Source organism: Apibacter sp. ESL0432 (assembly GCF_019469225.1).
Lineage (GTDB): Bacteria > Bacteroidota > Bacteroidia > Flavobacteriales > Weeksellaceae > Apibacter.
The window spans coordinates 449,350-476,207 of the sequence record NZ_CP048266.1 but is presented as its reverse complement, the minus strand read 5'-3'; the positions used below and the strand labels follow the sequence as shown (position 1 = coordinate 476,207).

Sequence of the window (26,858 nt, the reverse complement as noted above, 5' to 3'; positions counted from 1 at the left end):
AATACACAATACATTGATAATTAATTGATTATAATAATAAATATGCATTATAATTACATATTTAAAATTATATTATATTTTTCTATTTAAAAATCTGAGATTTATTATGATATATAGTATTTTTAATACATTATTATTTATATCATTTTATAAAATGATTTTAATATATTTAATTTAATATATTAAAATAAATTCCAATTAAATTATATTTTGAAATTTAGTTTTCTTTAAAATAAAAATCGGCATTGTTTTTTTATATGTAAGTATATTTAGATAAATGTATAAAATACTTTATATTGTGTAAAAAATATTTACTGTCATTTATTAAATTAGGTAACATATTTTTTATAAAACTTAATTTATTTTAATATAAATACAATTAATCTTTTCCCATATCATCTCATTTATTTATAAAAATAAATAAAAAAACATTAACAGAATTTGATTAAAAGTTATCGTTATTAATATTCTTACACTTTTACTTTCTATACGATAACCTCACAAGAACAAATTGAACTAACAATGAATTTAATTATATTCTTAATGCTAATTAATTCAATTTTAATAATAAAGTATTTATAAGCTTTTACCAAATATTACCATACTGATTATATTTAAAATATATATAAATATACCATATTAATTATTTTTTAAAAATAATTATCCTTTATAAATTAATTATTATATTTGATTTATAATGAAAAAATGAAAAAGAAATTTCAATTATTTAAGGCTTTATTTATTACCATTAACGGATTACTATTAATTAATAGCTGTAGTAATGAAAATGATATCAACCCGATATCAAATAAGAAAGAAAGCATTACTACTTTCGAAAAAAACTACATAAGACATCTTTATCCGGAATCAAATAATGATTCAATTAAATTAATTGGATTTAAAACAGTCTATTTCAACAAAGATGAAGCTCAAGAAATTAAGAACGTACAAGAATTATACAAAAAAGAATTAATTGAAATTAACAAATCAATTTATTATCCTGAAGATTATTCTTTTATTCGAGTATATTTCCCGATGAGTGATGCTATAGTAAACTATAATGGAAAAACGTATGAAGCAAGTAATCGAGGAAGCTTTATTACAGATGCGTTAGTAAATTTAAAAACTACTTCTCGGATACAAGTGATTGGAAGAAAAGCATCCGAATTCGTTTCGGGAACAGATTTTAATAGCATAGAAGGAAATCAGATATTGCTAGCTGAAAAATTAGAAAAGGCAATGAAAGATCATACTGCTGAAAACACCTATGTATTTAATTTAGGAGAAAGAAGCTTTACTCATCACTCCTTAGAAAATAAAACTGTTACTGCACGTTCCATTTCCTGTTATCAAAATCATGGAAATTTAAATTGTAGCACAGCTTTCAGTTATAATGGAAAATGTGATAGAGAATTTACAAATTGCATGGATTATAATGGATGGCCTGCAAGATGCTTTGATAAAAGCAAAATTGGTTTTGTTGGTAGTGATTGTCAAAGAGCAATGGCTGCCGGAAAATGTTGGAATGAGATTATGAATCGTAATTAAAAACTTCTATTAATTATAAATCAATTAGTTTACTAAAAGATTTTGTTTAGTTAATTTGTCAAAAATATTACCATATAGATAATTTCGGATAAATTATGTGATTATTATTATTATTTGTTAAATAAATTATTAAAAAAACTGTTTATTTGTATAAATCTATAATATATCTGATCATCTAATATATTCTTTGTCACTTGAATTATCACAGTTAATATTTTCTAACTTATTATTTCTAGATTTTATTTTTTTCACTTTTTTATATATTTTAATTCATATACTTAATTCAATAAAAATCTTTTTAATTATTTAAGTTTTTAATTTCTTTAATTCGTTAGTTTAGCTATATTTTTGATATGTCTGAATGAATTTCCCTTAAAAACAATAATTTAGACGCAATAACTTTATATAAAATCATATAATCCGAAAATTCATCTAAAAAGGCTTAAGGGTGGTTTAATTTATATAGTTATTTATAACCAAATCCCCTTTATTAAATATTAAACATCATATTTTATTTTATCTTTGTATAGTATTTCTAATGTAAGTTTTTTATTATTTAAAATTTTTATTCCAAAAAATGTCCAAAAATAGCATAATAAAATGTCTTCAAATAAATTAAAACATTTAAAATGAAACAATTCCTATTATTATTACACGAAGATAATGAAAAACTAAGAGAATTATCAGAACAAGAAATGCAGGCATTAGCTGATGCTCATATGAAATGGGCAACAAAATTAGCAAAAACAGGGCATTTAATTTCAGGGGATGGATTACATGAAAAAGGTGTACTTATTACGGGTAAAGACTGTGTTATTAAAGACGGGCCATACTTGGAATCCAAAGAAATAATTGGAGGCTATTATTTATTACAAAGCGAAAATCTAGAAACTATTATCGAGTTAGCTAAAGAGTGCCCGACCCATTATTATGGGGGAACAACAGAAATCCGTCCGATCTTGAATATGGAAGATTATGATTCCTAATTTACCTTTTGAAGATAAAATAAATTACAGAACGTTATACGGAAAGCTTTTTTCTTTATTATTGAAGAGATTTGGTGTTACCCATATTTCTGAAATTGAAGATGCTATTCAAAATTCTTTTTTGAAGTATCTGAAAATCCGGAAACAAAATAATATATCAAAAAATATAGAAAATTGGCTATTCATGGTAGCTCGTAATGATTTACTAAATATAATAAAACGCAAACAAAAAGATGATTATAATTTTTCAATAGAACTTATAGAAGATGAAAAAGTAGATCCATATGAAACCGATCTTCGTTTGCAAACGATACTATTTATCTCTTCGTTAAACAGCCTATCCACACAATCTAAAATTATTTTTATACTCAAAAATATATTTGGGTTAAGCATACTTGAAATTCGTGAATCCACTTTAATTAATCAAGAAGCTATTTATAAAAGCATTAACCGAACTAAAAAGAAACTTAATATTGATTTAAATTGCCAAAAAATCGAAATAAATTCCGTTACGGTTAATCAAAAAACAATATCAATTGTTGAAGAAATCCTTTATGCCGTTTTCAATATTGGCTTTGATTCTTTTAGCGAAAATACTGAAAATATTGTGAATAAAGATTTATGCTTAGAATCATTTGTTTTGACAAGATTATTATATAATAAATTCAATTATACTTCAACCAGTAATTTACTAGCTATCTTATATTTTCACATATCAAGAATTCCTGCAAAAATTGATAATGGGAAATTAATTTCCTTTTTTAATCAAAATCGAGACAAATGGAATAAAGAACTACTTACTATGGCTTTCCATCATATTAAAAAACCCCAAAATAATAATAAATACTATATTGAAGCAATTATCATCAGCAAGTATATGTCTAAAAAAGATTTTAGCTTAAAAGATTGGACTGAAATATCATATTTATATGAAATGATGCTTGAAATCTCGCAATCACCAATACTAAGACTTAATTACTCATTTTGCTTAAGCAAAATTGGAAAAACAGATAAAGCCATGAACATTCTTTCAGAAGTTCAAAATCAACTATCAGATCATTATCTATACTTTTCTTTAGTAAAAGCTATAATAATGAAAGAGTCCAACCCTAAAAAGTCACATGATATAATTCTTACGCTTAGTAATAAAATGAACCAAAAAATAAGAAAAGAATATTTAAAGTGTTTATCTTAATAATAAAATAGATATTTATTAGATTATTGATTTTCCAAAATAAAACGGGCATGATTAAACCTAATGATTATCCTTTTGGTAAGGAATTACACGAAATTCCAACGGCAAAAAGTCGAAAACCCGCCTTAACACATGGACAGATTAAACAAATTACTAATTTTGATGAAGGACTAAATGCAACCACACAATATCGTAATTTATGATTATTCTTTATCTATGCAATGAAATTAACTTTGTTTATATTTAGCTCTTAAACTTTAACAATATCGAGTAAGATGAGTTATTCTTTTACCGACATAAAATCTTACGGATTGCTAAAGATAAACATGAATTTTATGTAACAATCTCATTCAAAATATATAAATTATCAATCGCTGGGACAGTATAGATAAAAAAGATTATAATTACCCTTTCCCTTATTTGATAGCACATGAAACACCTTTGCAAGAAAAAAAGAAAATCATTGCGAGTGTGATTAAGTTTTGCGGTAAAATAATGAAGAAAATTGCATGAGCATTAAAAATTAAACAGCTATTAGTACATACAAGCCAGACACTCTTACGCAACAGTTCTTAAACCTTATGGTGCGAGTATTTCCTATTTTCGGAAAGTAATTGAATATTTAAAGTCTTTACTTATAAATAAATAAATTTTAAATTAAATTTAAAATACTTTTATAGTAATAATATAAAAAGTATATTTTAAATGAATAATATTTAAATATATAGTATAATTATAACATTATAAATATATTTTAAAATATTTTTATATTTATTTCACTAATAAAAAATAATGCTCTATATTTCCTCAATAGGTTGATCTTAACGATAAATAAATTAGTTGGAATTTCTTAATTAAAAAGACAAGGTGTGATTAGATGAAAAGTATAAAAATAACAGGAGCTCGCATTCACAATCTTAAAGATGTTGATATTACTATTCCCAAAAACAAATTAACCGTTGCTACTGGTATAAGTGGATCAGGAAAGTCTAGTCTGATGTTTGATATTGTGTTTGAAGAAGGACGTAAAGGGTATCTTCAATCATTAGGAATATTTCCGGGACTTGAAAATGAGAGAAAATTTGCAAGCATAGAGGGTATTGGCCCGACAATTGCAGTTAAACAAAGCGTTGTACGTCAGAATAACCCAAGATCAACAGTCGGTTCAAAAACAAACATATTCAACCTTCTCGCCCTACTGTATTCAAGTGAAGGACAGGTTAAATGTTCAGAGTGCAACGAAACTATTGGACAAGATAGGGTCTGTGCTAAGTGTGGACATGAGGAAGAGCGCCTTGAATTAGGCTATTTTTCCTATAATAACCCTAACGGAATGTGTATGAAATGCGCTGGCAGAGGCGCATATTATCACGTTAATATGGAAAAGCTTATTGCAAATAAAAATCCCACCGTTCGAGAGTTATTTAATTTTATCGGGGTAACCCCCGGTATATTTCGCGTCTTGGAAAGGAATTTCAAAGGCTATATGGATCAGCCTTATTTAGAAATACCGGATGAAATAAAAGAAGAAGTGGTAAACGGGCATTATGTCAGCAATAACAGTGCAAATCAAAGCTTCTGCTTATCAAGAATTTTGCAAGCTAAACACAAAAGAGGCGAATATTTAAATGGTCTGTACGAAATAACCCTCTGTTCAGAATGTCATGGATATCGCATTGGTGAAGAAGCTCGCAACATATTAATTAATGATAAACATATTGGTCAAGTCGGCAAAATGACTTTAGACGAGGCTAAAACGTTTTTTGAATCGGCATTGGAACTAAACGAAATAACGCAATTTGGGAAAAATCTTCTTAACGATATTTTGGGTAAAACAAACTCATTAATTGCTTCTCGTTTAGGTCATTTGTCACTTTATAGAGAAATGTCCTCACTAAGTGGCGGGGAAATACAACGACTCTTCCTTAACTCGCATTTGGAATCCAAACTTGAGTCACTTATCTATATTCTTGATGAACCCACAGTCGGACTACATGAATCAGAAAAACTTGAACTTTTACAATCTATAAAAGCGCTTAAAGATTTAGGTAACACGGTTATTGTCGTGGAACATGACAGAAGTACGATAGAAATAGCAGAACATATTATTGATATTGGTCCCAAAGCGGGGATTGAAGGCGGAGAAGTGATTTATGAAGGTGATTATGCAGGCCTGTTAAAATGCGATAAATCATTGACAGGACAATATCTTTCCGGCAAGGCAAAAATGCCGGTAAGGATGTTAAAACAAAATATCGATGATTCTGCTATTCCTCGTTTAGTCATTCGACACGCCAAAACCAACAATTTAAAAGATATTTCAGTCGCATTTCCATTAGGCGTTCTTATTGGGGTTTCGGGCGTTTCCGGAAGTGGAAAAAGCTCCTTGATATCGAACACGCTTACGCCCCTGTTAAAAAGTTATTTTCGCTTAGACGCCAATAAGAACAATACCAATGGAAAAGCAGTAGATCTTGAAGAAGAATCACTGTTAATCGAAACAATAGCCGAAAGGCTTGATGGCGCAGAAAATATTTCTGGCTTTGCTGAAGTATCGCAGGCACCAATAGGAAGAAATATAAATTCGAATCCTGTTACTTTTACCAAAATATGGGACAAGATACGCAGATTATTTGCAGAACAACCCGAAGCAAAACGGTCAAATTTAACGGCGGGACACTTTTCCTTCAATTCCGAGGGCGCTTGCCGAGAGTGTCATGGTAGTGGACGTAAAGCTATTTTTCCTGAAGGTAGTTTAAAGATGTACGCAACATGCGAAAAATGTAAAGGTAAAAGGTATAACAACGAAGCTTTAACTGTCATGTATAAAGGGAAAAATATTTCAGAAATTCTTGATATGCAGATTTCGGAAGCGATAGCCCTATTTAGTGATAATGATTTCATTGTTCGTCCGTTACAGATAATGGAACGGATTGGTATGGGATATATAAAGCTTGGGCAACCCACTTCAACAATGAGCGGGGGGGAAACCCAAAGACTAAAACTCGCGAAGGAATTAGGACGGCAACGAAAAGGTCATATCTTGTATATCATGGATGAACCCACTACTGGTTTAAGTCTTTATGATACAGCTCAGCTGATAAAACTGTTGGATGAATTAATCAAAAGCGGAAACTCTGTGATTGTTATTGAACATAATCATGAAGTTCTTGAATCGTGTGATTGGATCGTAGAGCTTGGCCCTGAAGGAGGATTAAAAGGCGGTGAAATCATTGCCGAAGGAACGCCTAAAGACTTGGTGAAAAATCCAAAATCACTAATCGGAAAATACCTTACGATTTAAAAAGTGGATACTTGATTATGGTTAATATAAAAGAATTAGAAACCATTGATGCAGAATCGGTGGATATGAATCCAGATAAATTGAGAGAGCTGGATGTCGCCTTGAATTTTCAACTAGGTATTATTAAAGGAATCGCTATTTTGAGAAAAGGCGGCATTGTTTTACAAGAATAAAATATTTAAGTATAGTCTGAAGATTTGCGATTCTCTACCTCAGCAAAAATTACATAAATCAATTATCAGTATATTTTACGGTGATTTAAAGAAAAACCCGAAGCAAATTATATTGGGGTATGGCTTTTTCCAACTTTACTTCCGTGCGAAAACACAGAATTTGAAAGTGAAGATGTTCACGGGTTTTTCCGGTAAATAAGACTCCGACATTTCTGGTCCAAAGTTTTTCCTTACCTTTTCCATGATTCATTTGATCCATAAAACTTGTAGTGAGTCGGTAGTAGTACGTTTTTCCCGGCTGCATTTTTATTTCAATTGGTGTCAACGGTTCCATCGGCATTATAATATTCTCTTTTTCTGCTTTTATTGGGCGTATTGCCCAATTCTCCCCAATGGGAAGACCAATGCAAGTAGTAGTTTCTTATTTTCTTTAGCAATCGATCGGAATCGGTGACGTATATTTCTTCTAATTCTTTTTCGATTGGTTGGTGGTTAGTTTCTGTTTTTTCTTCTGTTGGTATCTTCTTGTCTGCTTGATTCAAATAATTATCCTTGATTTCTTTTGTTGGAGTGGCTTGGTTGAGTTTTTTTTCTTCTTTTTCGCTTTTCAATACCCAGTCTTCATTCCATTTCATGGTATAAAGCTGTAGATACTCTTTGGCCTGTTCCAGGATCTTGTTTCCCGAAAGACTGTATTTCTCCATTTCGCCGGGCATATAATACTTCCCCATATAGGGTTCTGATTCTTCCCGCATCAGGTGTAGAAAGATATAGCTGTATTCTTTCCTTAGGTTCCGTTCGCCTTTTAAGCTGTAATGGCTGTGCTTGGTTACCATTTTGGGTTCTATTTTTAATTGTTCCGGCGTATACCATCCGCCTTGGATCAGTTCTGCTCGATAGTCTATCAGCTTTTCCAATTCATATTTTGGCCTTTTTTCGATTAACAGGTTTTCGCTGCCGGTTTCGGTATAGTTGGAATAGCTGCCTCCTATATCACTGTGAACCCCGGGAAAATTGCGTTCTATGCGATTGTTCCCCGGCTTAATGCGGGTAAGTGGAAAATATTCCCGATGCTCGTCCAACGAGGTAAAATGAACGATTTTTTGTGGTCTTCCTAATTCATCTAAATGTAATTTAGATATTTTACTTTTGAAATTTGGTAAAAGCCAGGTATCCGGATCGTAAGAAACTACTGTATCGTAGATTCCTAAAAAACGCAAATGAATGAAGGTATTGTCGATTAGTTCATGACTAAATCCCATTTTTAATAAGGCTGTTCCTAAATTACCCATTTGGGGCAGTTTTCCATTTTTTACCCAAGCTTGTGGCACTTCTTTTCCTTCATGATCATAATATTTACCATTTTTTACTTTCGCTGAATACGCTAATTTTTGAATATTGTATGCAAAATAGCGTGCGGCCGCCGCTCCTCGGCTAAAGCCAAAAGCATCTACGGTAACTAAAATTTCAGATATCTTATTAGGATCTTTGCGTGACTCTTTAGATTTCATAATCTTTTTAGCCAAATCTTGACAGCCTTTCCTAACTTTTCCCAGTATACCCGTTTCCCCCCTTCCTAAGGCATACCCCCATAGTTTATCCTCTTTTTTGTCTTGGGTACCAATTCCTTCCACATAAATGGTATAATCATCATAACAACTCATAGATTTTCTGCCTACATTGGTAAAATCATTTAGATAACTGGTGCTTTCTTTATCTACTCGTTTTCTGCTCAAGAATTTTTTTTCCCGGGCATTTTGCTCAAATATTTCAATTTCTTCCTCGGTGGGATTTCCATACCCGTCTATCCCTCGCACTTTTTTCCATATCCGGGTATTTTCTCGGTTATTAAGTGTTCCGTCAAAAAACAGTCCATAGGTTTGTTGAAGCTCTCCCGGTTCAGATCGGGCCTCTCCACTGTTAAATACAAAGGTTTTTCCCATTTTAAAATATTTTTACCTCACTTTTATACAACCCGATGCTTTTTCCGTTTCCTTCCAACCATACTGAAGCATCATCTCCGGTATGGGTGATTCGTATGGTTATTTGTAGAGGTACTGCTTTCGCCTTACCTTGTGTAAGCTCTTCAAATGCTTTAAATATTTGATCTTCATTAAATTTGATATACCCTCCACAGTTTTTTTTTACTTTTTCCTTCCAACGAAAACTTATTTGTTTAGGTATAGCTTTTTCCTCATCATAGTTCCAGTGCAATTCCTTTGGTATTTGATATCTTTTTATTTGATAGTCGCCAAATAAATTTATTTCTTCTCCGTTATAAAAATCATATGTCATCTCATCCAATTCTGCCTCTTTGGGTAGTTCATAATTTACTTTCCAATTGTATTTTTTCCTGTACGTATCCCATAGCCCGTAAGGAATGGGTTTGTCTTTATTAGCATCTTGCACATCTTGTGGGATGATCCCCGGATTTTTCATTATGGATTCTTGATATTCCGGACGTAGCATACTGTATTCCGGTTCGTCTTTTAGTTTTTCGACTTGCTCTTTGGGTATTTCCGTTTTTACTCCCTGGTACCTGCCCACTTCTATTTGACGAGCTGCTCCTGCTACCCAAACCACTGCCATTCCTCCCGGGGCAAAGCCTACATTTATTGTCCAATAATTTTCTTTAAATGGTTCGGGGTTATCTTTATTTATAGAGGGGAGATAATATCCCTTTCTAAAAAGACCGGCTATTTTTTCATAATCCAGTTCCGCATCTACATGATAAAAGGTTTTCTCTGCAAATGATATCCAAATTACATTTAGACGTTTGGGCAATGGCTTTACTCCGCTGCTCATACTCCTTCCCGCACTCCCCCATTCTGCATGATCTACCACTCCTGAGTATAAACTAGTATAGCCTCCTGTGGTTAATTCTAATCCCCCCATAAACACATCTACGGGATAGCCTGAGGGACAGGAAACAGTTTCCTTCCAATCAAATTCTTCTTTCATAGTTTTTTTATTTTTTTCCTGACAGCTTACCACTACGGAAAGCAGTTGTAGCAGTGCTATCAGATAATGATTTTTTATTTTTAGTTTCATCGTTAAATATTTATATAATTAATGGTTTACCATTATATATCAACTTCACTTTCATACAATCCGATGCTTTTTCCGTTTCCTTCCAACCACACCGAGGCATCGTCTCCGGTATGGATAATTCGTACGGTTAATTGTATTGATTCTTCCATATTTCCCTGAGTTAGTTCTTCAAAAGCCTTAAATATCTGGGCTTCGTTAAATATTATTTCTCCCGATTTTATGATTTTATCTTTATTTATCCACGTAAATGACATTTTCTTGGGTATTGCTTTTTTTTCTGATTTGTTCCATCTCAACTCTTCCGGTATTTGATATAATTTTATCGGATAATCTCCAAATAAAACTTCCATTTCCCCATTAAAATAAAAACAGGTTACTCTATTGGTTAATTCATCTGAATTTGGAAAATCAAAGTTAAATTTCCAATTATATTTTTTCCTGTACGTATCCCATAGCCCATAAGGAATGGGTTTGTTTTTATTAGCATCTTGCACTTCTTGAGGAATAATCCCCGGATTTTTTATCACCGACTCTTGATATTCCGGCCGTAGCATACTGTAAACAGGTTCGTCTTTTAGTTTTTCTACTTGTTCTTTAGGAATTTCCGTTTTCACTCCCTGATACCTTCCTATTTCTATTTGTCTTACTATTCCCGCGACCCAAACTACGGCTACTCCTCCCGGGGCAAAGCCTACATTGATCGTTTCATAGGTCCGTTTATAGGGTTGTGGATGCTCTTTATTATATGAAGGAGTTAAATATCCCTTTCTAAAAAGACCGGCTATTTTTTCGTAATCCAATTCGGCATCCACATGGTAAAAGGTTTTTTCGGCAAAAGAAATCCATATTACATTTAGACGTTTGGGCAACGGCTTTACTCCACTGCTCATACTTCTTCCTTCGCTACCCCATCCACCTAACCCTGTATGTAACCCAGAAAATAAACTGGTAAAGCTACCATCGGTTAATTCTAACCCTCCCATAAACACGTCTACCGGATAGCCTAAAGGACAGGAGACGGATTCATTCCATTCAAATTCTTCTTTCATAGTTTTTTTATTTTTATCCTGACAGCTTACCACCACAGAAAGAAGTTGTAGCAGCGCTATCAGATAATGATTTTTTATTTTTAGTTTCATTGTTAAATATTTATATATATAAATGGTTTCCCATTCTAAAATATTTTTACTTCACTTTTATACAACCCGATGCTTTTTCCGTTTCCTTCCAACCATACTGAAGCATCATCTCCGGTATGGGTGATTCGTATGGTTATTTGTAGAGGTACTGCTTTCGCCTTACCTTGTGTAAGCTCTTCAAATGCTTTAAATATTTGATCTTCATTAAATTTGATATACCCTCCACAGTTTTTTTTTACTTTTTCCTTCCAACGAAAACTTATTTGTTTAGGTATAGCTTTTTCCTCATCATAGTTCCAGTGCAATTCCTTTGGTATTTGATATCTTTTTATTTGATAGTCGCCAAATAAATTTATTTCTTCTCCGTTATAAAAATCATATGTCATCTCATCCAATTCTGCCTCTTTGGGTAGTTCATAATTTACTTTCCAATTGTATTTTTTCCTGTACGTATCCCATAGCCCGTAAGGAATGGGTTTGTCTTTATTAGCATCTTGCACATCTTGTGGGATGATCCCCGGATTTTTCATTATGGATTCTTGATATTCCGGACGTAGCATACTGTATTCCGGTTCGTCTTTTAGTTTTTCGACTTGCTCTTTGGGTATTTCCGTTTTTACTCCCTGGTACCTGCCCACTTCTATTTGACGAGCTGCTCCTGCTACCCAAACCACTGCCATTCCTCCCGGGGCAAAGCCTACATTTATTGTCCAATAATTTTCTTTAAATGGTTCGGGGTTATCTTTATTTATAGAGGGGAGATAATATCCCTTTCTAAAAAGACCGGCTATTTTTTCATAATCCAGTTCCGCATCTACATGATAAAAGGTTTTCTCTGCAAAAGATATCCAAATTACATTTAGACGTTTGGGCAAAGGCTTTACTCCGCTGCTCATACTCCTTCCCGCACTCCCCCATTCTGCATGATCTACCACTCCTGAGTATAAACTAGTATAGCCTCCTGTGGTTAATTCTAATCCCCCCATAAACACATCTACGGGATAGCCTGAGGGACAGGAAACAGTTTCCTTCCAATCAAATTCTTCTTTCATAGTTTTTTTATTTTTATCCTGACAGCTTACCACTACGGAAAGCAGTTGTAGCAGTGCTATCAGATAATGATTTTTTATTTTTAGTTTCATCGTTAAATATTTATATAATTAATGGTTTACCATTATATATCAACTTCACTTTCATACAATCCGATGCTTTTTCCGTTTCCTTCCAACCATACCGAGGCATCATCTCCGGTATGGATAATTCGTATAGTTAATTTTATTGATTCTTCCATATTTCCCTGAGTTAATTCTTTAAAAGTCTTAAATATCTGGGCTTCATTAAAAGTTATTGCTCCTGATCTTAACTTATTTTCTTTTTCAATCCAACTAAATGATATTTTTCGAGGTATGGCTTTTTTTTCTGATTTGTTCCATCTTAATTCTTCCGGTATTTGATATAATTTTATCGGTTTATCTCCGAATAAGATTTCTTTTTCTCCATTAAAGTAAAAACAGGTTACTCTATTGGTTATTTCATCTGAATTCGGAAAATCAAAGTTAAATTTCCAATTATATTTTTTCCTATACGTATCCCATAGCCCGTAAGGAATGGGTTTGTCTTTATTAGCATCTTGCACATCTTGTGGGATGATCCCCGGATTTTTCATTATGGATTCTTGATATTCCGGCCGTAGCATGCTGTATTCCGGTTCGTCTTTTAATTTTTCTACTTGTTCTTTGGGTATTTCCGTTTTAATTCCTTGATATCTGCCCACTTCTATTTGACGACCTATACCTGCTACCCAAACCATGGCTACTCCTCCCGGGGCAAAACCTACATTGATTGTTCTATAGTTTTCTTTAAACGGTTCCGGTTTGTTGGGGTTCTTCTCCTTTTATAAGAATATAACCTTCTCCTTCATATACTTTTTTTCCATGCGCTTTTTTGTTTTTAGGTTGTGTGATAAAAAAAATTTAACTAAGCATCTATTTCTTTTTAATGAAAGAAAGCCATTAAAACTCAGGCTGAGTACTAACAAGGTCATACTAACCTGTATCGGGGAAGTTCCAACGGAGCTGAATTTATCCCGGAAATTAATGCAGTAGACTTTTTCAAATGTTTTTTCCAATAGGCGGCTCATTCCATCCCGACTGAAGAAGATAATTTTTCTAATTTTGTCCCCGTCTGTAGAAAGAATCAAGCCTACAAATAGGTTTTCCCGGTTTTTCTATGCTTAGTTCTATTTCTCTGCTTTAATGTTTTTCCAAAGGTTTAAGATGCTTTCGGTGTACTTTCAAAAATTGTACTTGCACTTTAGTACGGTGTAGCTATCTCCGCCTATTGCTAATTTAACTAAAAAGAACTCATAGCTTTAAATTTTTTAAAAGTAAATAAATAGTGATTTTTCATAATAAATTAAAATTTAAACAAAGATAAATATTATTTTTTTAATGGATAAAACAGCTATAATAGATGTGATTCAAAATGCAAAAAACATAGCTATTATTCGTTAAAGATATATAACAGCCATTTTTTCTGATTTTATTTATATTTATTGAACTAGGCGTAATTAATCAAGAATATTGAATATAGATTATTTAAGCTGTTTTCCTCTTTTTCCCTTTTTATACACAAAACTAATATGTCTTTTCACAAGTTCTTCAATACAGCAGGGTATGGTTTGTATGACTGCCTGAAGGCAAAATCAGATAACCACTAAGAATCCTTCATTAACATGTTATCCCCTGTTCAGGGTTACATTTCGCGCGCCCTAACCGAACAAAAAGAGTAAATAAAATGTAAAGTAATGAGGCGAAATATTAAAACAATAAAGATAATGACATTACAAAACAAAGAGATATATAAACAAAAATACCTTATGAGCAAATTGTGTGTACAGGGAATAAAAAAAGAGTTACAAATTATGTAACTCTTTTTTAGCTCCTCCTGCTGGGCTCGAACCAGCGACCCTCTGATTAACAGTCAGATGCTCTAACCGACTGAGCTAAGGAGGAATTTTGTGAGTGCAAATGTAGAAGAATTTTATATATGCTCCAAATATTTTTTAATCTTTTTTTCATCTTAAAATCTAAGTACATAAGTATCAATGAAAAAAAATTTTAATTTTTTAATATATAGCTCATATAAGATACTTTTTCTAATATAAAATAGTATTTTTGTCTCTGTCTAACTTATATAATTTATTATGGACATATCTATATTGCTTGTATTCTTATTGATTTTAGTGCTCTTTATGGGAGGTTTTCTGTTTATGTTAACCCGTTTTTTTCAATCAGAAAGAGAAAGAAGAAGTTTTGAATTGCGTTTAAAATATTCTGAGAATATTTTACCGAATAAATTACAAGCCTATGAACGTATGACTCTTTTTTTAGAAAGAATACGCCCTTCTTCTTTAATACGACGAGTAACCCCTACGGATGATAGTAAATCTTATGAATTCACATTAATAGAAACTATTCAAACAGAATTCGAACACAATTTAGCACAACAACTCTATATAAATCCGAAATCGTGGAAGATTATTTTATCGGCAAAGAATGCAACCCAATTGCTTATAAAAAATACTATTGAAGCTATGAAAGATTCTTCAATACAAGAAATTCAAGAGGAAATCATTAAACAATCGATGGAAGACGCTTCTCCTTCGTCTACGGCAATTTTGTATTTACAAAAAGATATTCAAGACGGAATCTAAAAAATTTTCACTATGAACATCAAATCATTGGCTGAAGAAGAAAGACCCAGAGAAAAATTATTACTGAGAGGAAAACAATCCTTATCAGACGCAGAACTTCTTGCTATAATTTTAGGTAGTGGTTCGAAATCTGAAAGCAGCATTACTCTTGCTCAACGAATTTTATCATCCGTAAATCATAATTGGAATGAATTGGCAAAGCTAACCATACGAGATTTATGCAAATTTAACGGAGTAGGTAAAGTTAAAGCAATTGAAATTATCACTTCTCTTGAAATTGGAAGACGAAAATCCTTACAGCAAGCCTTAAAAAAAGAAAAAATTTCTTCTTCGAAAGATGCCTATAATATTCTTCAACCTATTATTGGTGATTTGATGATAGAGGAATTTTGGGTAATTTATTTAAGCAGATCCAATAAAATATTAAGTAAAGAAAAAATTTCTCAAGGAGGAATAACCGGTACAATGGTTGATAATCGACTAATATTTAAACATGCTATAGAACTTAATGCAGTTTCATTAATCATATCACATAATCATCCTTCAGGAAATATTCAGCCCAGCAATTCTGATATACAAATTACCCATGAAATAAAAAAAGCAGGGAACTTATTAAATATAACTTTGATGGATCATTTAATTGTTACGCAAACCTCTTTTTTCAGTTTTGCCGATGAAAATTTACTGTGAAAGACCACTTTACCTATGATTCTTATATATGTTCCTGAAATCAATGAAAGAATTAAGTATATTTTTACTTTTATTTTCGAACAAATTTTGGGAATTTCTTTCCGGCTTACAGATTGCGCTATTCTCTTCAATAAAGAAACTTTGCCTAAATTTTCTTATTCATTTTCAATAGTAAAAAACGAAATTCATTATTCGGCTTGTAATTTATTATTTGAAACGGATATTAAAACACAAAACTTAAGGGAAGTTTTAAAAGACCCTTTTGCAACTGCTTTTTTTTTACTTTCAAGATATGAAGAATATTTGCCGTATCAAAAAGATATTCATCATAGATTCTCATACAAAGCATCATCAATTAAAAATAAGATTGATCCGTTAGTTCCATGGATAGATACCTTTGCTTATAAACTATTTAATACTTTAAAAAAAAACTTTCCTTCACTCAATTATAAAGCTCGGAAGTTTACCTATGTAAATACCATAGATATAGATCATGCTTGGTTATATAAAAATAAATTTTGGTTAAAAAAATGTAAAGCATTAGGAAAAAATATTTTAACTTTTCGATGGAAAGATTTTCAACAACAAATTTTAGTTTTATCAGGATTAAAATCGGACCCTTATTACATTTATCCTTATATACAAAAATTAGAAATACCTACCATTTATTTTATTTCTTTTGGATTAGGAAGTCAATGGGATACTAATCATGACCCTAAAAATTCAGCTTACCAAGAATTGATACTACAATTATATAATCAAGATTATACTACTATAGGTCTTCATCCCAGCTATTTTTCCAATAAGGATTTCACAATCTTGAAGAAGGAAAAATTAGCATTGGAAAATCTTGTAAAACAAAAAATTGCTAATTCCAGACAACATTTTATAAAACTTCATTTACCCGAAACTTACAACAACCTGATCCGATTAAATATTAAAGCAGATTTTTCCATGGGTTTTCAAGATCATATCGGTTTCAGAGCAGGTACTTGTACCCCTTTTTATTGGTTTGATTTGAAAAATAATCAAGTTACCGAATTAAAAGTTTATCCATTCTGCGTGATGGATGTGACGCTTAAAAATTACATGCAATTATCTATTGAGGAAGCTGAAAATAAGCTATTAAATTTACTGCATGCCGTAAAAAAAGTAAACGGAACTTTTATATCTATTTTCCATAATGACAGCTTATCTAATCATGGAGAATGGAAGCTGTGGAAAAACGTATATGAAAAATTGATTCGTAAAGCCTATGATCTTTAGATACAATCATAAAACCATTGATAAAACAAAATATTCCGCATGTTTGGATCAATGCCTCAATTACAGAATTTATGCAGAACTGTGGTATTTAAACATTGTTTCTCCCGATGGTTATGATATTTTGGTATTAAACGATTATGAAGCTGTAATGCCTATCCCCTATCAAAAAAAATGGGGATTTAAATTAGTTATTCAACCTATTTTTTGTCAACAATTAGGCATATTTTATAAAGAAATCATATCCGCTGAAACCTTCCATCTTTTTATATCTTTCTTAAAAAAATATAAAGTAAGAAGCTATTGCTTTAACGAAGAAAACACCCCATATTTACCTTCCCACTATGTAAAGAGAGATAATCAAATATTGAATTTAGATCGTGAATATTCAACTCTTGTAACTAATTATAATGCAAACAAAAAAAGGGTCCTTAAAAATTATTTATTATCCAATAGCAGAATTGAAGAAAAATATACGGGATCAATTGTATCAGAAAAACCAAGTAATCTGCTCAATAGAATTCTATCAGCCTCACAGCTCAATATCTTAAACACACTTTTACAAGAATTAAATCGACAAAAAGTGTTAAAACAATATACCCTTTATAATAGAGATAATATTCCTACAGTCTATATATGGCTCATTTTTTCCAAAGGAAGGATTATAAATTTACTGTCAGTAAGAGACAAAGAGTTAGAGATTAAAAATTCGTATGCTTATCTGATAGACGTATTGATTAAAAATTATTCCGATCAAAAATTAATTTTAGATTTTGAAGGTTCTATGATACCGGGAATAGCCTATTTCAATAAAAGTTTCGGAGCAGCGACTAATCATTATGTGTTATATAAAAATTTAAAATGGATGGATAATTTAAGCAGCTTAACTATTTTTAAAACTTCTCGTTAACTTTCCTTTTATTAGTGTATTCATTAACCTATTTTTGATAGAGTTGATTTCTCTAAACTTAAAAATAACACCATAAAAAAATGGTTTGAAATTTCAAACCATTCATTATATTATACTATCTAAAAACTCTTTTATTTAATTGGTATTGGCTAGTAAACCGGCACGTTTGAGTAAGGCCTCCGATTGAGGTCTTCTACCCCGAAAACTTATATATAATTCCATAGGGTCTTCAGTCCCGCCTTTACTTAATAAACTTTCAAATTTAGATGCTGTTTCTTTATCAAAAATTCCTCTTTCTTTAAAGTAATCAAAAGCATCAGCGTCTAAAACTTCAGCCCATTTATAGGAATAATAACCTGCAGCATATCCCCCTTGAAATATATGTGAAAAAGATGTACTTATACAAGTATTTTTGATATGAGGATACAATTGGGTTTCTTTAATCTTTTCTACTTCAAAATCTTCAATCCCTTGATCTGATGTCAACTCATCGGTATGATAGGCCATATCCAAAAGACCTAAGCCAATTTGTCGAAGAGTTTGATATCCTTGCATAAAGTTAGCAGATGCAACTATTTTATCAATTTTCTCCTCATCCAGCATATCCCCTTTTTGGTAATGAAGGGCAAAAGTTTTTAAAAATTCCTTTTCAAAAACATAGTTTTCCATAAATTGAGACGGTAGTTCAACAAAGTCCCAATAAACATTCGTGCCTGATAATGATTCAAAGGTTGTATTAGCTAAAATACCGTGTAATGCATGGCCAAATTCATGAAATAACGTGGTAACTTCACTAAATGTCAATAAAGAAGGTATTTCTCCGTTAGGACGTGAAAAATTACAAACTATCGAAATATGCGGTCTGATATTATCACTTAAAGTTTTAAATTGCCCCTTATAGGAAGTCATCCAAGCTCCTGCCCTTTTGCCTTCTCTGGGAAAAAAGTCGGTATATAACAATGCCTGATGTTTTCCTTTATCATTGATGACTTCATACACTTTAACTTCTGAATGATATTTTTGTATATCTTCTCTTTCGATAAAAGTCAACCCATATAATTTTTTAGCTACATCAAAAGCAGCATTTAAAACCTGATGCAAAGGAAAATAAGGTTTTAATTCTTCTTCAGAAAACGAAAATTTTTCTTGTCTTAATTTTTCAGCATAAAAGGCATGATCATAAGGCATCATTTCAGTTATTCCGTCTCGTGAAGCTATATTTTTTAAGTCTTGAATTTCTTTTTGAGCAAATGGCTTAGCTTTATGCAACAAATCATATAAAAAATCATATACAAGTTTAGGTGCAGAAGCCATTCTCTCTTGCAAAATCAAATCGGCATAAGTTTTAAAACCTAATAATTTAGCTTTCTTGCTCCGTAATTCAACAATTTTATGAATAATATCTTCATTATTATACTCATTATCTTTACATGCTCGTTGCATATAAGCAGTATAAATTTCCTTGCGTAACTCTCGATTTGCCGAATACGTTATAAAAGGTACATAGCTGGGATAATGTAACGTGAAAACCCAACCTTTCAAATTTCTATTTTCTGCCTCTTGTTTTGCCATTTCTTTAATGGATTCCGGAATTCCTTCCATATCCTTATTTTCAGATATATGAAGAAAGTAATCATTGGTTTCCTTTAAAACGTTTTGGCCAAACTTAACGGATAAAATTGCTAATTCATTAGATATTTGTCGGAGATTATTTTTATCCTCCGAGGATAACAAGGCTCCATTTTTTGAAAAATCCTTATACGTTTTATCTAAAAGTCGTACTTCTTCTTGGCTTAACTTTGATTTTAAAGTTGTATCGTAAACGATTTTTATTTTTTCAAATAATTGTTCATTCAGTATGATATCATTTGCATATTCAGTTAGCATAGGAGATATTTCCTCCGCTAAACTTTGCAAATAATCATTAGTTTCTGCTGAATTTAAATTAAAAAAAGTAGAGGAAATTATGGTAAGTTTTTTTCCAACATTTTCTAAGGCTACTATGGTATTTACAAAATTCGGTGGATCTGTATTTTGAACTATTTCGTTAATTTCGTTCTTAGCATCTTCAATTGCCTGTTCAATCGCTGGTTTAAAATCTTCTTGTTTAATGTTTTCGAAAGGGATGCTTTCGTAAGGCGTATTAAATTTTTCCACTAAATTATTACTCATAATTTTTTTGTAAGTATATACTATCGAATAAAGTTTACCCTATATACAGTTCTATATAATTAATTTATATGTGATTAAAATTATTCAAATTTACAAATATCCACTGATTCTCCAATGGATAAAAAAGTTAACCGTTTTTCTTCGGCTAAGAATAAATGTTTAATCTTATCCTTATTAACTTTTATGGCAGGAAAAGTATCATAATGAGACGCTATAGCATTTTTTGTTTTAACAAATTTTGCTGCAATAACAGCATCATATCCACCCATCGTATAGGTATTACCAATAGGTAATATTGCCACGTTAATATATCCATAGATAAATGGTAGCAATTTCATGTCAGTAGTAAGGGCAGTATCACCGGCTACATAAATTACTTTCCCATCCATTTTCATCAGGAAACCACAAGCTAATCCGCCATAGGAACCATCGGGAAAAGAAGAACTGTGGGACGCCGATACCATTTTAATTTTACCAAAATCAAATTTCTTAACTCCTCCTATATTCATGGGTATAACATTTAAACCCAATTTTTCATAGTGAGCAGTAATTTCCGGATTAGCCAATATTTGGGAATTATTGTTTTTAGCAATAGTTTCAACATCCAAAATATGATCATAATGGGCGTGAGTCAAAAAAATATAATCTGCTTTAATTCCATTTATATCAATATCTTTTGCTAGTTCATTCCCTGAAATAAATGGATCAATTAAGACCGTTGATGATGAGGTTTTAAAACCAAAACATGCATGTCCGTAATATATAATTTCCATGACTTTATCCTTTAATATTTAATGTTCTTCAAATGTAATAAATAATAATTATCTTTGAAAAAAATTAAGCAAAAATCATTATATATGAAAAGACTCTTTCCGATATTATTTTTACTTTTTATTTCAATCGTTACTTATGCACAACAAGTTGAATTTGGAGCCAAAGCCGGAATGGCTTTCGGTTATAAAGGAACCTTAAAGCAAACCGTAACCAATATTAAAGAAAGTAAAGCCACTGATAATATCGGATGGCATGCGGGTTTTTTTAGTCGAATAAAATTTTTGGAATGGTTTATCCAACCTGAGATTTATTTTTCTTCCATGAAAACTAATTTCGATTATAGGAACGATGGTGAATTTACAGCACATTCCAACCGATTGGATATCCCTATTTTGTTTGGATCTAAATTTTTAGAAGTTACCCGATTGTATGCCGGTCCTGTTTTTTCCACTTCTTTAAATGAAGATATTTCCTTAAAAGGAATTAGAAAAACAAAAACAGATGATTTTTCACTTGCCGGTCAAGTAGGAGGAGGTTTTGACTTAGCTAAGCTCACTTTTGATGTGCGTTATGAATTCGGATTTAATAAAAGTCAAACAAATTTTATAAAGAAGCGTACCGGTGAAGCATTTAAATTGGAGAAAAGACAAAATTCTCTGGTATTAAGTGTCGGATATAAATTTTAAGGCAAAACGTATTTCTTATTTTAGTGCCCATTCTTATTATGATTAAACTGATATGAAAAAATTATCAATTTTAATATTTTTATCTTTTTTAGCTCTTTCAATTTTTTCATGCAGAGATGATTATAATTATGATTCTGCTTCTAAACCGCTTCGTTTTTCTAAAGATACGGTTATGCTGGATACTGTATTTTCAACGGTTCGATCAGAAACCTATGTACTTAAAGTTTATAACCAACAAAACGATGATGTTGTAATTCCGAGGATTTATCTTGAAAAAGGCTCGTCCTCTCAATTTAAAATTAATGTAGACGGAACTCCCGGCAATGCAACCAATCAAAATAGCTTTCAAAACATACCTATACGGTCTAAAGATAGTTTATTCATTTTTATTGAAGTTGCCCCTCAAGCCATTAATGCACCCGAAGCGTTAGCAGATGAGGATTTATTGTTTACCACCGTCGTATCTACACAAAAAGTTAAGTTACTTTCTTTAATTGAAGATGCAGAATTTTACTATTCTAAATCAGGGACTAAAGAAATAGCAAAAGATCTGGCTTGGAACAATACTAAATCCAAAGTTATTTATGGAAATTTAAAAATTACAAATGGTGCCAAGTTATTCGTGTCGGAAGGAACCAAAATATACCTTCATAAGAATGCAAATATAATTATTGATTCAGGCAGCCAACTTACAATAGACGGTTCTTTGGAACATGAAGTATTAATTCGAGGAGATCGACACGAAACCAAATACGATTCACTTCCGGGTAATTGGAATCAAATTCATCTCGCTACCAATGCCTCCGCAAAAATTAACCACTTAGTTATAAAAGGGGGTAATAATGCATTTTATTTAGAGGAAAATGCTCATTTGAACATCTTCAATTCCAAAATTTATAATTTTTTATATGGAGGAATCTACTCTGTAGGAGGCAATGTGGAAGGTAAGAATCTTGCCATAAATAATTGTGGAACTTCCGATCTTATAGCAGAATATGGAGGAAACTATGATTTCACTCATTGTACTTTTGCCAATTATTGGAATTTAAATGCTGGTGCAGGATATTCTGCCTACTTATCTAATGCTTATCAGAAATCAGGACAAACAAAATACAATTCGCTTACGGCCTCCTTTAAAAATTGTATTTTCTGGGTTAAAAATTATAACAGCTTATATTTAGATAAAAATGAGCATGCCCCTTTTAATTATATTTTTGATACTAATCTGATTAAAAATACTTCCAATAATTTATCTATAGAAACGGACAAACATTTTGTAAATACCATTCTTAATAAAGATCCTGAATTTTATAAAACAGGATATTCGGATTGTTTACTTCTACTTAATATAGGTTCTCCAGCTTTGGGCAAAGGCAATTTAATTTATGCAAAGGAAGTTCCTGAAGATATGAACGGTATATCGAGAATTAACGATCCTGCTTTAGGAGCATATCAATGATTATAAATTATATTTAAATTAGAATTTATAAATTAATGGAATGTCCGGATTATTTTTCAAAACAATTTAAATGGAAACCTTCAGGAAAATTTAAAAAGGCTTAATAAAGCTATCGATTAGCTTTTAAATATCTTTAAGTAAAACTCCGCTTTCATGCTTATAAATCATATTTCGTATTTCTAAAGTCTTATCCCAAATATTTTTAATATCTCCTTCCATATCGATCTTAAAGTTTTCAGATCCATATTGATCCAATTTATTGAAAAAATAATTTATCGTAATGTGATTGATATCGATTCCGGGAATATATGCAACCACCATGTCATTTTCTGTTAGTGTTTCTACAATTAATCCTACTTGTAATAAATAGTATAAAGAATCACTAGTTAATCGGGTGGGTATTTTATAAGTTTCAGATAATTCATCTGCCGTGTAGGGCTTTTCGCCAGCTTCAAATCGTTTTATGATGAGTGTAGTGATCATTAAAAGTATAAAATCCTTATATCTCCTGCTTATGTTGGAAATATCTTTTTCGAAGCTAAACTTATTTACATTTTGGTAGGAAAAAGATAATTGAACCCCGAATAAACAAATAAACCAGCTCAATTGCAGCCACAGCATTAACAAAGGCAATGCGGCAAAACTCCCGTAAATAGCATTATATTTTGCTATCCAAAATTGTCCGGATATATACAGCATTTGAAAAATTTGAAAACAACTTCCGCTCACTATACCTGCTAAAAAGGCAGCACTAAATTTGACTTTTGTATTAGGAATGTAAATATATATAAATGTAAAAAGTAAGATGATTATAACGTAGGGAATAAACTTTATGATCGGACTAATGACCATACCGATTATATTGATATTGGTAGTTGAGTTCAAAAAAATTGACAATCCGGCATTGCAAATTAAAAATAAGGGAGCTATAAGAATTAAGGCTAAATAATCCGTAAATTGTCGAGAAAATTTCCTTCCTTTTTTAATTCTCCAAATAGTATTAAAATTATCTTCAATACTTACTAATAAAGTTATAACCGTGTAAAAGAGAATGATTATTCCTAAACCTAAAAATACGCCTCCTTGAGCATAATCAATTGAACCGTCTATAAATTGCATAGCCTTGGAAAGAGCAACTTTCTGTCCCGTAAAATATTGAAACAGTTGTGTTTCCACTAAATTTTGAAAACCAAATCCACGGGCTATAGCAAATAATACTGCCAATAAAGGCACTATAGACAAAAGAGAATTATATGTTAAGGCGGCTGCACGAGTATTGATCTGTGAGCCGTTACTATTTCTAAAAGTTAATAAAAAAGCTTTGGTAATATTAATGAAAAAAGTTTTTATATGAGGACCATCGCTTCCGTTTACCCGCCATATATCATAGGTTAAAAAATGTATAATATTTTTGATTTTTTCCTTTATCTTAGAATACATAAGATATTTTTCAAATTATTATTAAAAGATACAAACATGATACCTACTAGCTTTAAATAAGAAAAAATTTACTTTATAATAGTTTATTATCCTTAACTCTTATGCTTTATAATTTAAATGAAGAAATTTTTGAGTGGAAGGTGATATTTTGAAACGATCATCTAAACGAAACCCTACCAACCAAATAATTTCTCCTGAATTATTACATAAAACCAATACTTTCTCTTTTTGAAAATTAGATACCTTATGATCCTTTAAAAATTTACTTACCTTCTTTTTACCTAATCCATTAATAGGGTAAAAATAATCCCCTTCCTTCCAATTTCTTAAAACCAAAGGAAATTCAACTTTTTCAAAGTCAACACTTTCCCCTTCCTCAAATATAGCTTTATCAACTACACAACAAGTAAATTCAAACGGTTGCTTAAGTATCCACGGAACCGATGGAATTAAAAAATTGACAATTGAAAATTCCGTTTTACTTCTATTAGCTAACAACAACGTTCCCCTATCCACCCAAGCTTTATACTCATGTGATTCAAATAAACTTCCTGTATGAGCATTTAAGATATTTTCACAATCTTTTTTATTAGTAAATCCATATTTGGAAAGTAAATGGTAAGACAAAAGAAAATCAGCTTGTAGAAGTTTCTCTAATGAATAAGCCTTCACCCCTGTCTCAGCAAAAACTTCTGCTTTTATTTGTAATTCTTGCACCTGTGATTCTAAAAAAGATTGAGTTTCATGTAAAATACTCATACTTTTTTCTACTTGATGTAAAAAACCGGGTGAAATATCTTGAAATTCAGGAATAATCTGATGACGAATTTTATTTCTCAAATAATCAAACGTCTGATTGGAAGCATCTTCTCTCCAAGTAATCGAATGATTATAAGCAAAATTAACGATTTCATTTCGTGTAAAAGGCAATAAAGGTCTTACTATATAATTTGCAATCATTTGCATTCCTGATAATCCCTTCACGCCTGAACCTCTCAATAGATTTATAAAAAAAGTTTCTACATTATCATTAAGATGGTGTGCGGTAACAAGATAATCAAAAGAGTGCTTTTTTATTAATTCTTGAAAATAATCATATCTTAAGTTCCTGGCAACCATTTCAATAGATTCTCTATTTTTCTTAATTTTTAAGGTATCAAAGCTTTTAATGAAAAGCTCAATATCATGATCATCACAAAAGTCCTTCACCAATTTTTCGTCTAAATCTGAATCCTCTCCTCTCAGCCGGAAATTACAATGAACTACACTAAAACGGTAAGAAGAATTATAAAATAAATGCAACAATACCATACTATCGACTCCTCCACTAACTGCTAATAAATATTTTTTTTCAACAGGTAAGTTATTCAATGAATCCGTTAACCTCATACGTTTTATTTATCCGAAAAAATTGGTAAATATCAGAATTTTAATTTTTAACAAAGATAACTGAAAAAATTTTTGAGTAAAACCTTTCATTAAGCACAATCTTTGCTATCACTATAAATTGTACAATAAAATGCTAAAATAATATAAATACCTAGATTTATTTACTTTAGAATGATTATAAATAACAAAATTATCTATAAAATTAAAAATCTATTATGAAAATTGGTTTATTTATTCCATGTTATATTGATGCTATTTACCCGGAAGTAGGAATAGCAACGTTGGAATTATTAGAAAAATTAGGGTTGGATGTAGAATATCCAATGGAGCAAACTTGTTGCGGCCAACCCATGTCCAATGAGGGCGATTACAAAAGTGCAGAAACTGCACAAAAATTATTTATTCAAAATTTTAAGGATTATGAGTACATTGTTGGTCCTGCCGGAAGTTGTGTAAAGCAAGTCCGTTTACATTTTGATAATTTAGAGCAAACCGATGAGGTAAAGCAAGTCAGAAAAAACACCTATGAATTGGTTGAGTTTTTACACGATATCCTACAAGTTAAAAGTTTTCCGGGTGTTGAATTCAAACATAAAGTTGCTCTACACAATAGTTGCAGCTCTATCCGAGGATTGGGTATTGCCAAACCTTCGGAAATCATAGGAACTCCCTATAATAAATCTGCTGATTTATTAAAAATGATTGATGGACTGGAAATAGCAGAGATGAGCAGACCGGACGAATGTTGCGGTTTTGGAGGCACTTTTTGTGTAACTGATGAAGTAGTGAGCGGAAAAATGGGTAAAGACAAAATTTCAGATTACGTAACCAGTGGAGCAGAATATGTAGTTTCACCCGATATGTCTTGCTTAATGCACCAAAAGGGAGTTGCTTTAAAAAATGGCATCACCCATTTACCTTTTCTTCATATTGCCCAAGTTCTTAACGGAGGTCCATTTTAAAC

Annotated in this window: 23 protein-coding genes, 1 tRNA gene and 1 pseudogene; 13 read left to right on the top strand and 12 right to left on the bottom strand. The window is 31.4% G+C overall.

What is annotated here, in order from left to right; all coding sequences use genetic code 11:
- Positions 1-705 precede the first annotated feature (705 nt).
- The 6 genes from GYM73_RS02000 (at position 706) to GYM73_RS01975 (ending at position 7,206) form a co-directional block, all read left to right on the top strand.
- The gene (locus GYM73_RS02000) at positions 706-1,548 is read left to right on the top strand and encodes a hypothetical protein (protein ID WP_220233988.1); all 843 of its coding nucleotides are present in this window, start codon (positions 706-708) and stop codon (positions 1,546-1,548) included.
- A 629-nt stretch (positions 1,549-2,177) separates the two neighbouring features.
- Positions 2,178-2,534 (top strand): YciI family protein, encoded by a 357-nt coding sequence (locus tag GYM73_RS01995; RefSeq protein ID WP_220233987.1) that lies wholly within the window; start codon positions 2,178-2,180, stop codon positions 2,532-2,534.
- Positions 2,524-3,729 (top strand): DUF6596 domain-containing protein, encoded by a 1,206-nt coding sequence (locus tag GYM73_RS01990; protein ID WP_220233986.1) that lies wholly within the window; start codon positions 2,524-2,526, stop codon positions 3,727-3,729. Before GYM73_RS01995 ends, GYM73_RS01990 begins: the two co-directional genes overlap by 11 nt.
- A gap of 50 nt (positions 3,730-3,779) precedes the next feature.
- Positions 3,780-3,932: a hypothetical protein gene (locus GYM73_RS01985; RefSeq protein ID WP_220233985.1), complete on the top strand. Its 153-nt coding sequence runs from the start codon at positions 3,780-3,782 to the stop codon at positions 3,930-3,932.
- A 674-nt stretch (positions 3,933-4,606) separates the two neighbouring features.
- A complete protein-coding gene (locus tag GYM73_RS01980) occupies positions 4,607-7,033 on the top strand; it encodes an excinuclease ABC subunit UvrA (protein ID WP_220233984.1) in 2,427 nt (808 codons plus the stop codon).
- A 17-nt stretch (positions 7,034-7,050) separates the two neighbouring features.
- The gene (locus GYM73_RS01975) at positions 7,051-7,206 is read left to right on the top strand and encodes a hypothetical protein (protein WP_220233983.1); all 156 of its coding nucleotides are present in this window, start codon (positions 7,051-7,053) and stop codon (positions 7,204-7,206) included.
- 85 nt (positions 7,207-7,291) lie between these two features.
- Here GYM73_RS01975 and GYM73_RS01970 read toward each other — a convergent pair whose 3' ends face one another.
- From GYM73_RS01970 to GYM73_RS01935, 8 genes and pseudogenes are all read right to left on the bottom strand, one after another.
- Entirely contained in the window at positions 7,292-7,540 is a 249-nt protein-coding gene (locus tag GYM73_RS01970; protein ID WP_220233982.1) for a hypothetical protein, read from the bottom strand.
- Positions 7,518-9,149 (bottom strand): phospholipase effector Tle1 domain-containing protein, encoded by a 1,632-nt coding sequence (locus GYM73_RS01965; protein WP_220233981.1) that lies wholly within the window; start codon positions 9,147-9,149, stop codon positions 7,518-7,520. Before GYM73_RS01965 ends, GYM73_RS01970 begins: the two co-directional genes overlap by 23 nt.
- 1 nt (position 9,150) lies before the next feature.
- On the bottom strand, positions 9,151-10,257 hold the full coding sequence (locus tag GYM73_RS01960; protein WP_220233980.1) for a DUF2931 family protein: 1,107 nt from the start codon (positions 10,255-10,257) through the stop codon (positions 9,151-9,153).
- Positions 10,258-10,289: 32 nt separating this feature from the next.
- Complete coding sequence (locus tag GYM73_RS01955) at positions 10,290-11,396, bottom strand: DUF2931 family protein (RefSeq protein WP_220233979.1); 1,107 nt, start codon at positions 11,394-11,396, stop codon at positions 10,290-10,292.
- Positions 11,397-11,431: 35 nt separating this feature from the next.
- Positions 11,432-12,538 (bottom strand): DUF2931 family protein, encoded by a 1,107-nt coding sequence (locus GYM73_RS01950; protein ID WP_220233978.1) that lies wholly within the window; start codon positions 12,536-12,538, stop codon positions 11,432-11,434.
- A 32-nt stretch (positions 12,539-12,570) separates the two neighbouring features.
- A pseudogene (locus GYM73_RS01945) lies at positions 12,571-13,257 on the bottom strand (DUF2931 family protein); the annotation flags it as partial.
- A gap of 33 nt (positions 13,258-13,290) precedes the next feature.
- Positions 13,291-13,596, bottom strand: coding sequence for a type VI secretion system tube protein TssD (tssD, locus tag GYM73_RS10005; RefSeq protein WP_220233977.1), 306 nt, complete (start codon positions 13,594-13,596; stop codon positions 13,291-13,293).
- 740 nt (positions 13,597-14,336) lie between these two features.
- Positions 14,337-14,410: transfer RNA gene (locus tag GYM73_RS01935), tRNA-Asn, on the bottom strand.
- A gap of 191 nt (positions 14,411-14,601) precedes the next feature.
- On the opposite strand from GYM73_RS01935, the gene GYM73_RS01930 reads away from it, so the two are divergent.
- Genes GYM73_RS01930 through GYM73_RS01915 form a run of 4 tightly spaced genes read left to right on the top strand, consistent with a single transcriptional unit; the run spans position 14,602 to position 17,974 of the window.
- Entirely contained in the window at positions 14,602-15,111 is a 510-nt protein-coding gene (locus GYM73_RS01930) for a hypothetical protein (RefSeq protein ID WP_220233976.1), read from the top strand.
- Between the two features lie 12 nt (positions 15,112-15,123).
- Positions 15,124-15,801, top strand: coding sequence for a DNA repair protein RadC (gene radC / locus GYM73_RS01925; RefSeq protein ID WP_160567683.1), 678 nt, complete (start codon positions 15,124-15,126; stop codon positions 15,799-15,801).
- A 15-nt stretch (positions 15,802-15,816) separates the two neighbouring features.
- The gene (locus GYM73_RS01920; protein ID WP_220233975.1) at positions 15,817-17,067 is read left to right on the top strand and encodes a polysaccharide deacetylase family protein; all 1,251 of its coding nucleotides are present in this window, start codon (positions 15,817-15,819) and stop codon (positions 17,065-17,067) included.
- A complete protein-coding gene (locus GYM73_RS01915) occupies positions 17,057-17,974 on the top strand; it encodes a hypothetical protein (protein WP_220233974.1) in 918 nt (305 codons plus the stop codon). Before GYM73_RS01920 ends, GYM73_RS01915 begins: the two co-directional genes overlap by 11 nt.
- Positions 17,975-18,109: 135 nt before the next feature.
- Here GYM73_RS01915 and GYM73_RS01910 read toward each other — a convergent pair whose 3' ends face one another.
- A complete protein-coding gene (locus GYM73_RS01910) occupies positions 18,110-20,146 on the bottom strand; it encodes a M3 family metallopeptidase (RefSeq protein WP_220233973.1) in 2,037 nt (678 codons plus the stop codon).
- An 80-nt stretch (positions 20,147-20,226) separates the two neighbouring features.
- Positions 20,227-20,919: a metal-dependent hydrolase gene (locus GYM73_RS01905; protein ID WP_160542652.1), complete on the bottom strand. Its 693-nt coding sequence runs from the start codon at positions 20,917-20,919 to the stop codon at positions 20,227-20,229.
- A gap of 84 nt (positions 20,920-21,003) precedes the next feature.
- Here GYM73_RS01905 and GYM73_RS01900 point away from each other — a divergent pair, with 84 nt between their 5' ends.
- Both GYM73_RS01900 and GYM73_RS01895 read left to right on the top strand, forming a co-directional pair.
- Positions 21,004-21,606, top strand: coding sequence for an outer membrane beta-barrel protein (locus tag GYM73_RS01900; protein ID WP_105297249.1), 603 nt, complete (start codon positions 21,004-21,006; stop codon positions 21,604-21,606).
- Positions 21,607-21,658: 52 nt separating this feature from the next.
- Positions 21,659-23,065 carry a hypothetical protein gene (locus tag GYM73_RS01895; RefSeq protein WP_220233972.1) on the top strand — a complete coding sequence of 469 codons (1,407 nt, stop codon included), beginning with the start codon at positions 21,659-21,661 and terminating at the stop codon, positions 23,063-23,065.
- 123 nt (positions 23,066-23,188) lie between these two features.
- Here the strand turns inward: GYM73_RS01895 and GYM73_RS01890 are convergent, their stop codons facing one another.
- Both GYM73_RS01890 and tilS read right to left on the bottom strand, forming a co-directional pair.
- Positions 23,189-24,505, bottom strand: a complete 1,317-nt coding sequence (locus GYM73_RS01890) for a YihY/virulence factor BrkB family protein (protein ID WP_166006934.1) — start codon at positions 24,503-24,505, stop codon at positions 23,189-23,191.
- Positions 24,506-24,604: 99 nt separating this feature from the next.
- Positions 24,605-25,894 carry a tRNA lysidine(34) synthetase TilS gene (gene tilS, locus GYM73_RS01885; protein WP_220233971.1) on the bottom strand — a complete coding sequence of 430 codons (1,290 nt, stop codon included), beginning with the start codon at positions 25,892-25,894 and terminating at the stop codon, positions 24,605-24,607.
- A gap of 215 nt (positions 25,895-26,109) precedes the next feature.
- Between tilS and GYM73_RS01880 the strand changes: the two genes are divergently transcribed.
- Positions 26,110-26,856, top strand: a complete 747-nt coding sequence (locus tag GYM73_RS01880) for a (Fe-S)-binding protein (protein ID WP_160542657.1) — start codon at positions 26,110-26,112, stop codon at positions 26,854-26,856.
- Positions 26,857-26,858: the final 2 nt, after the last annotated feature.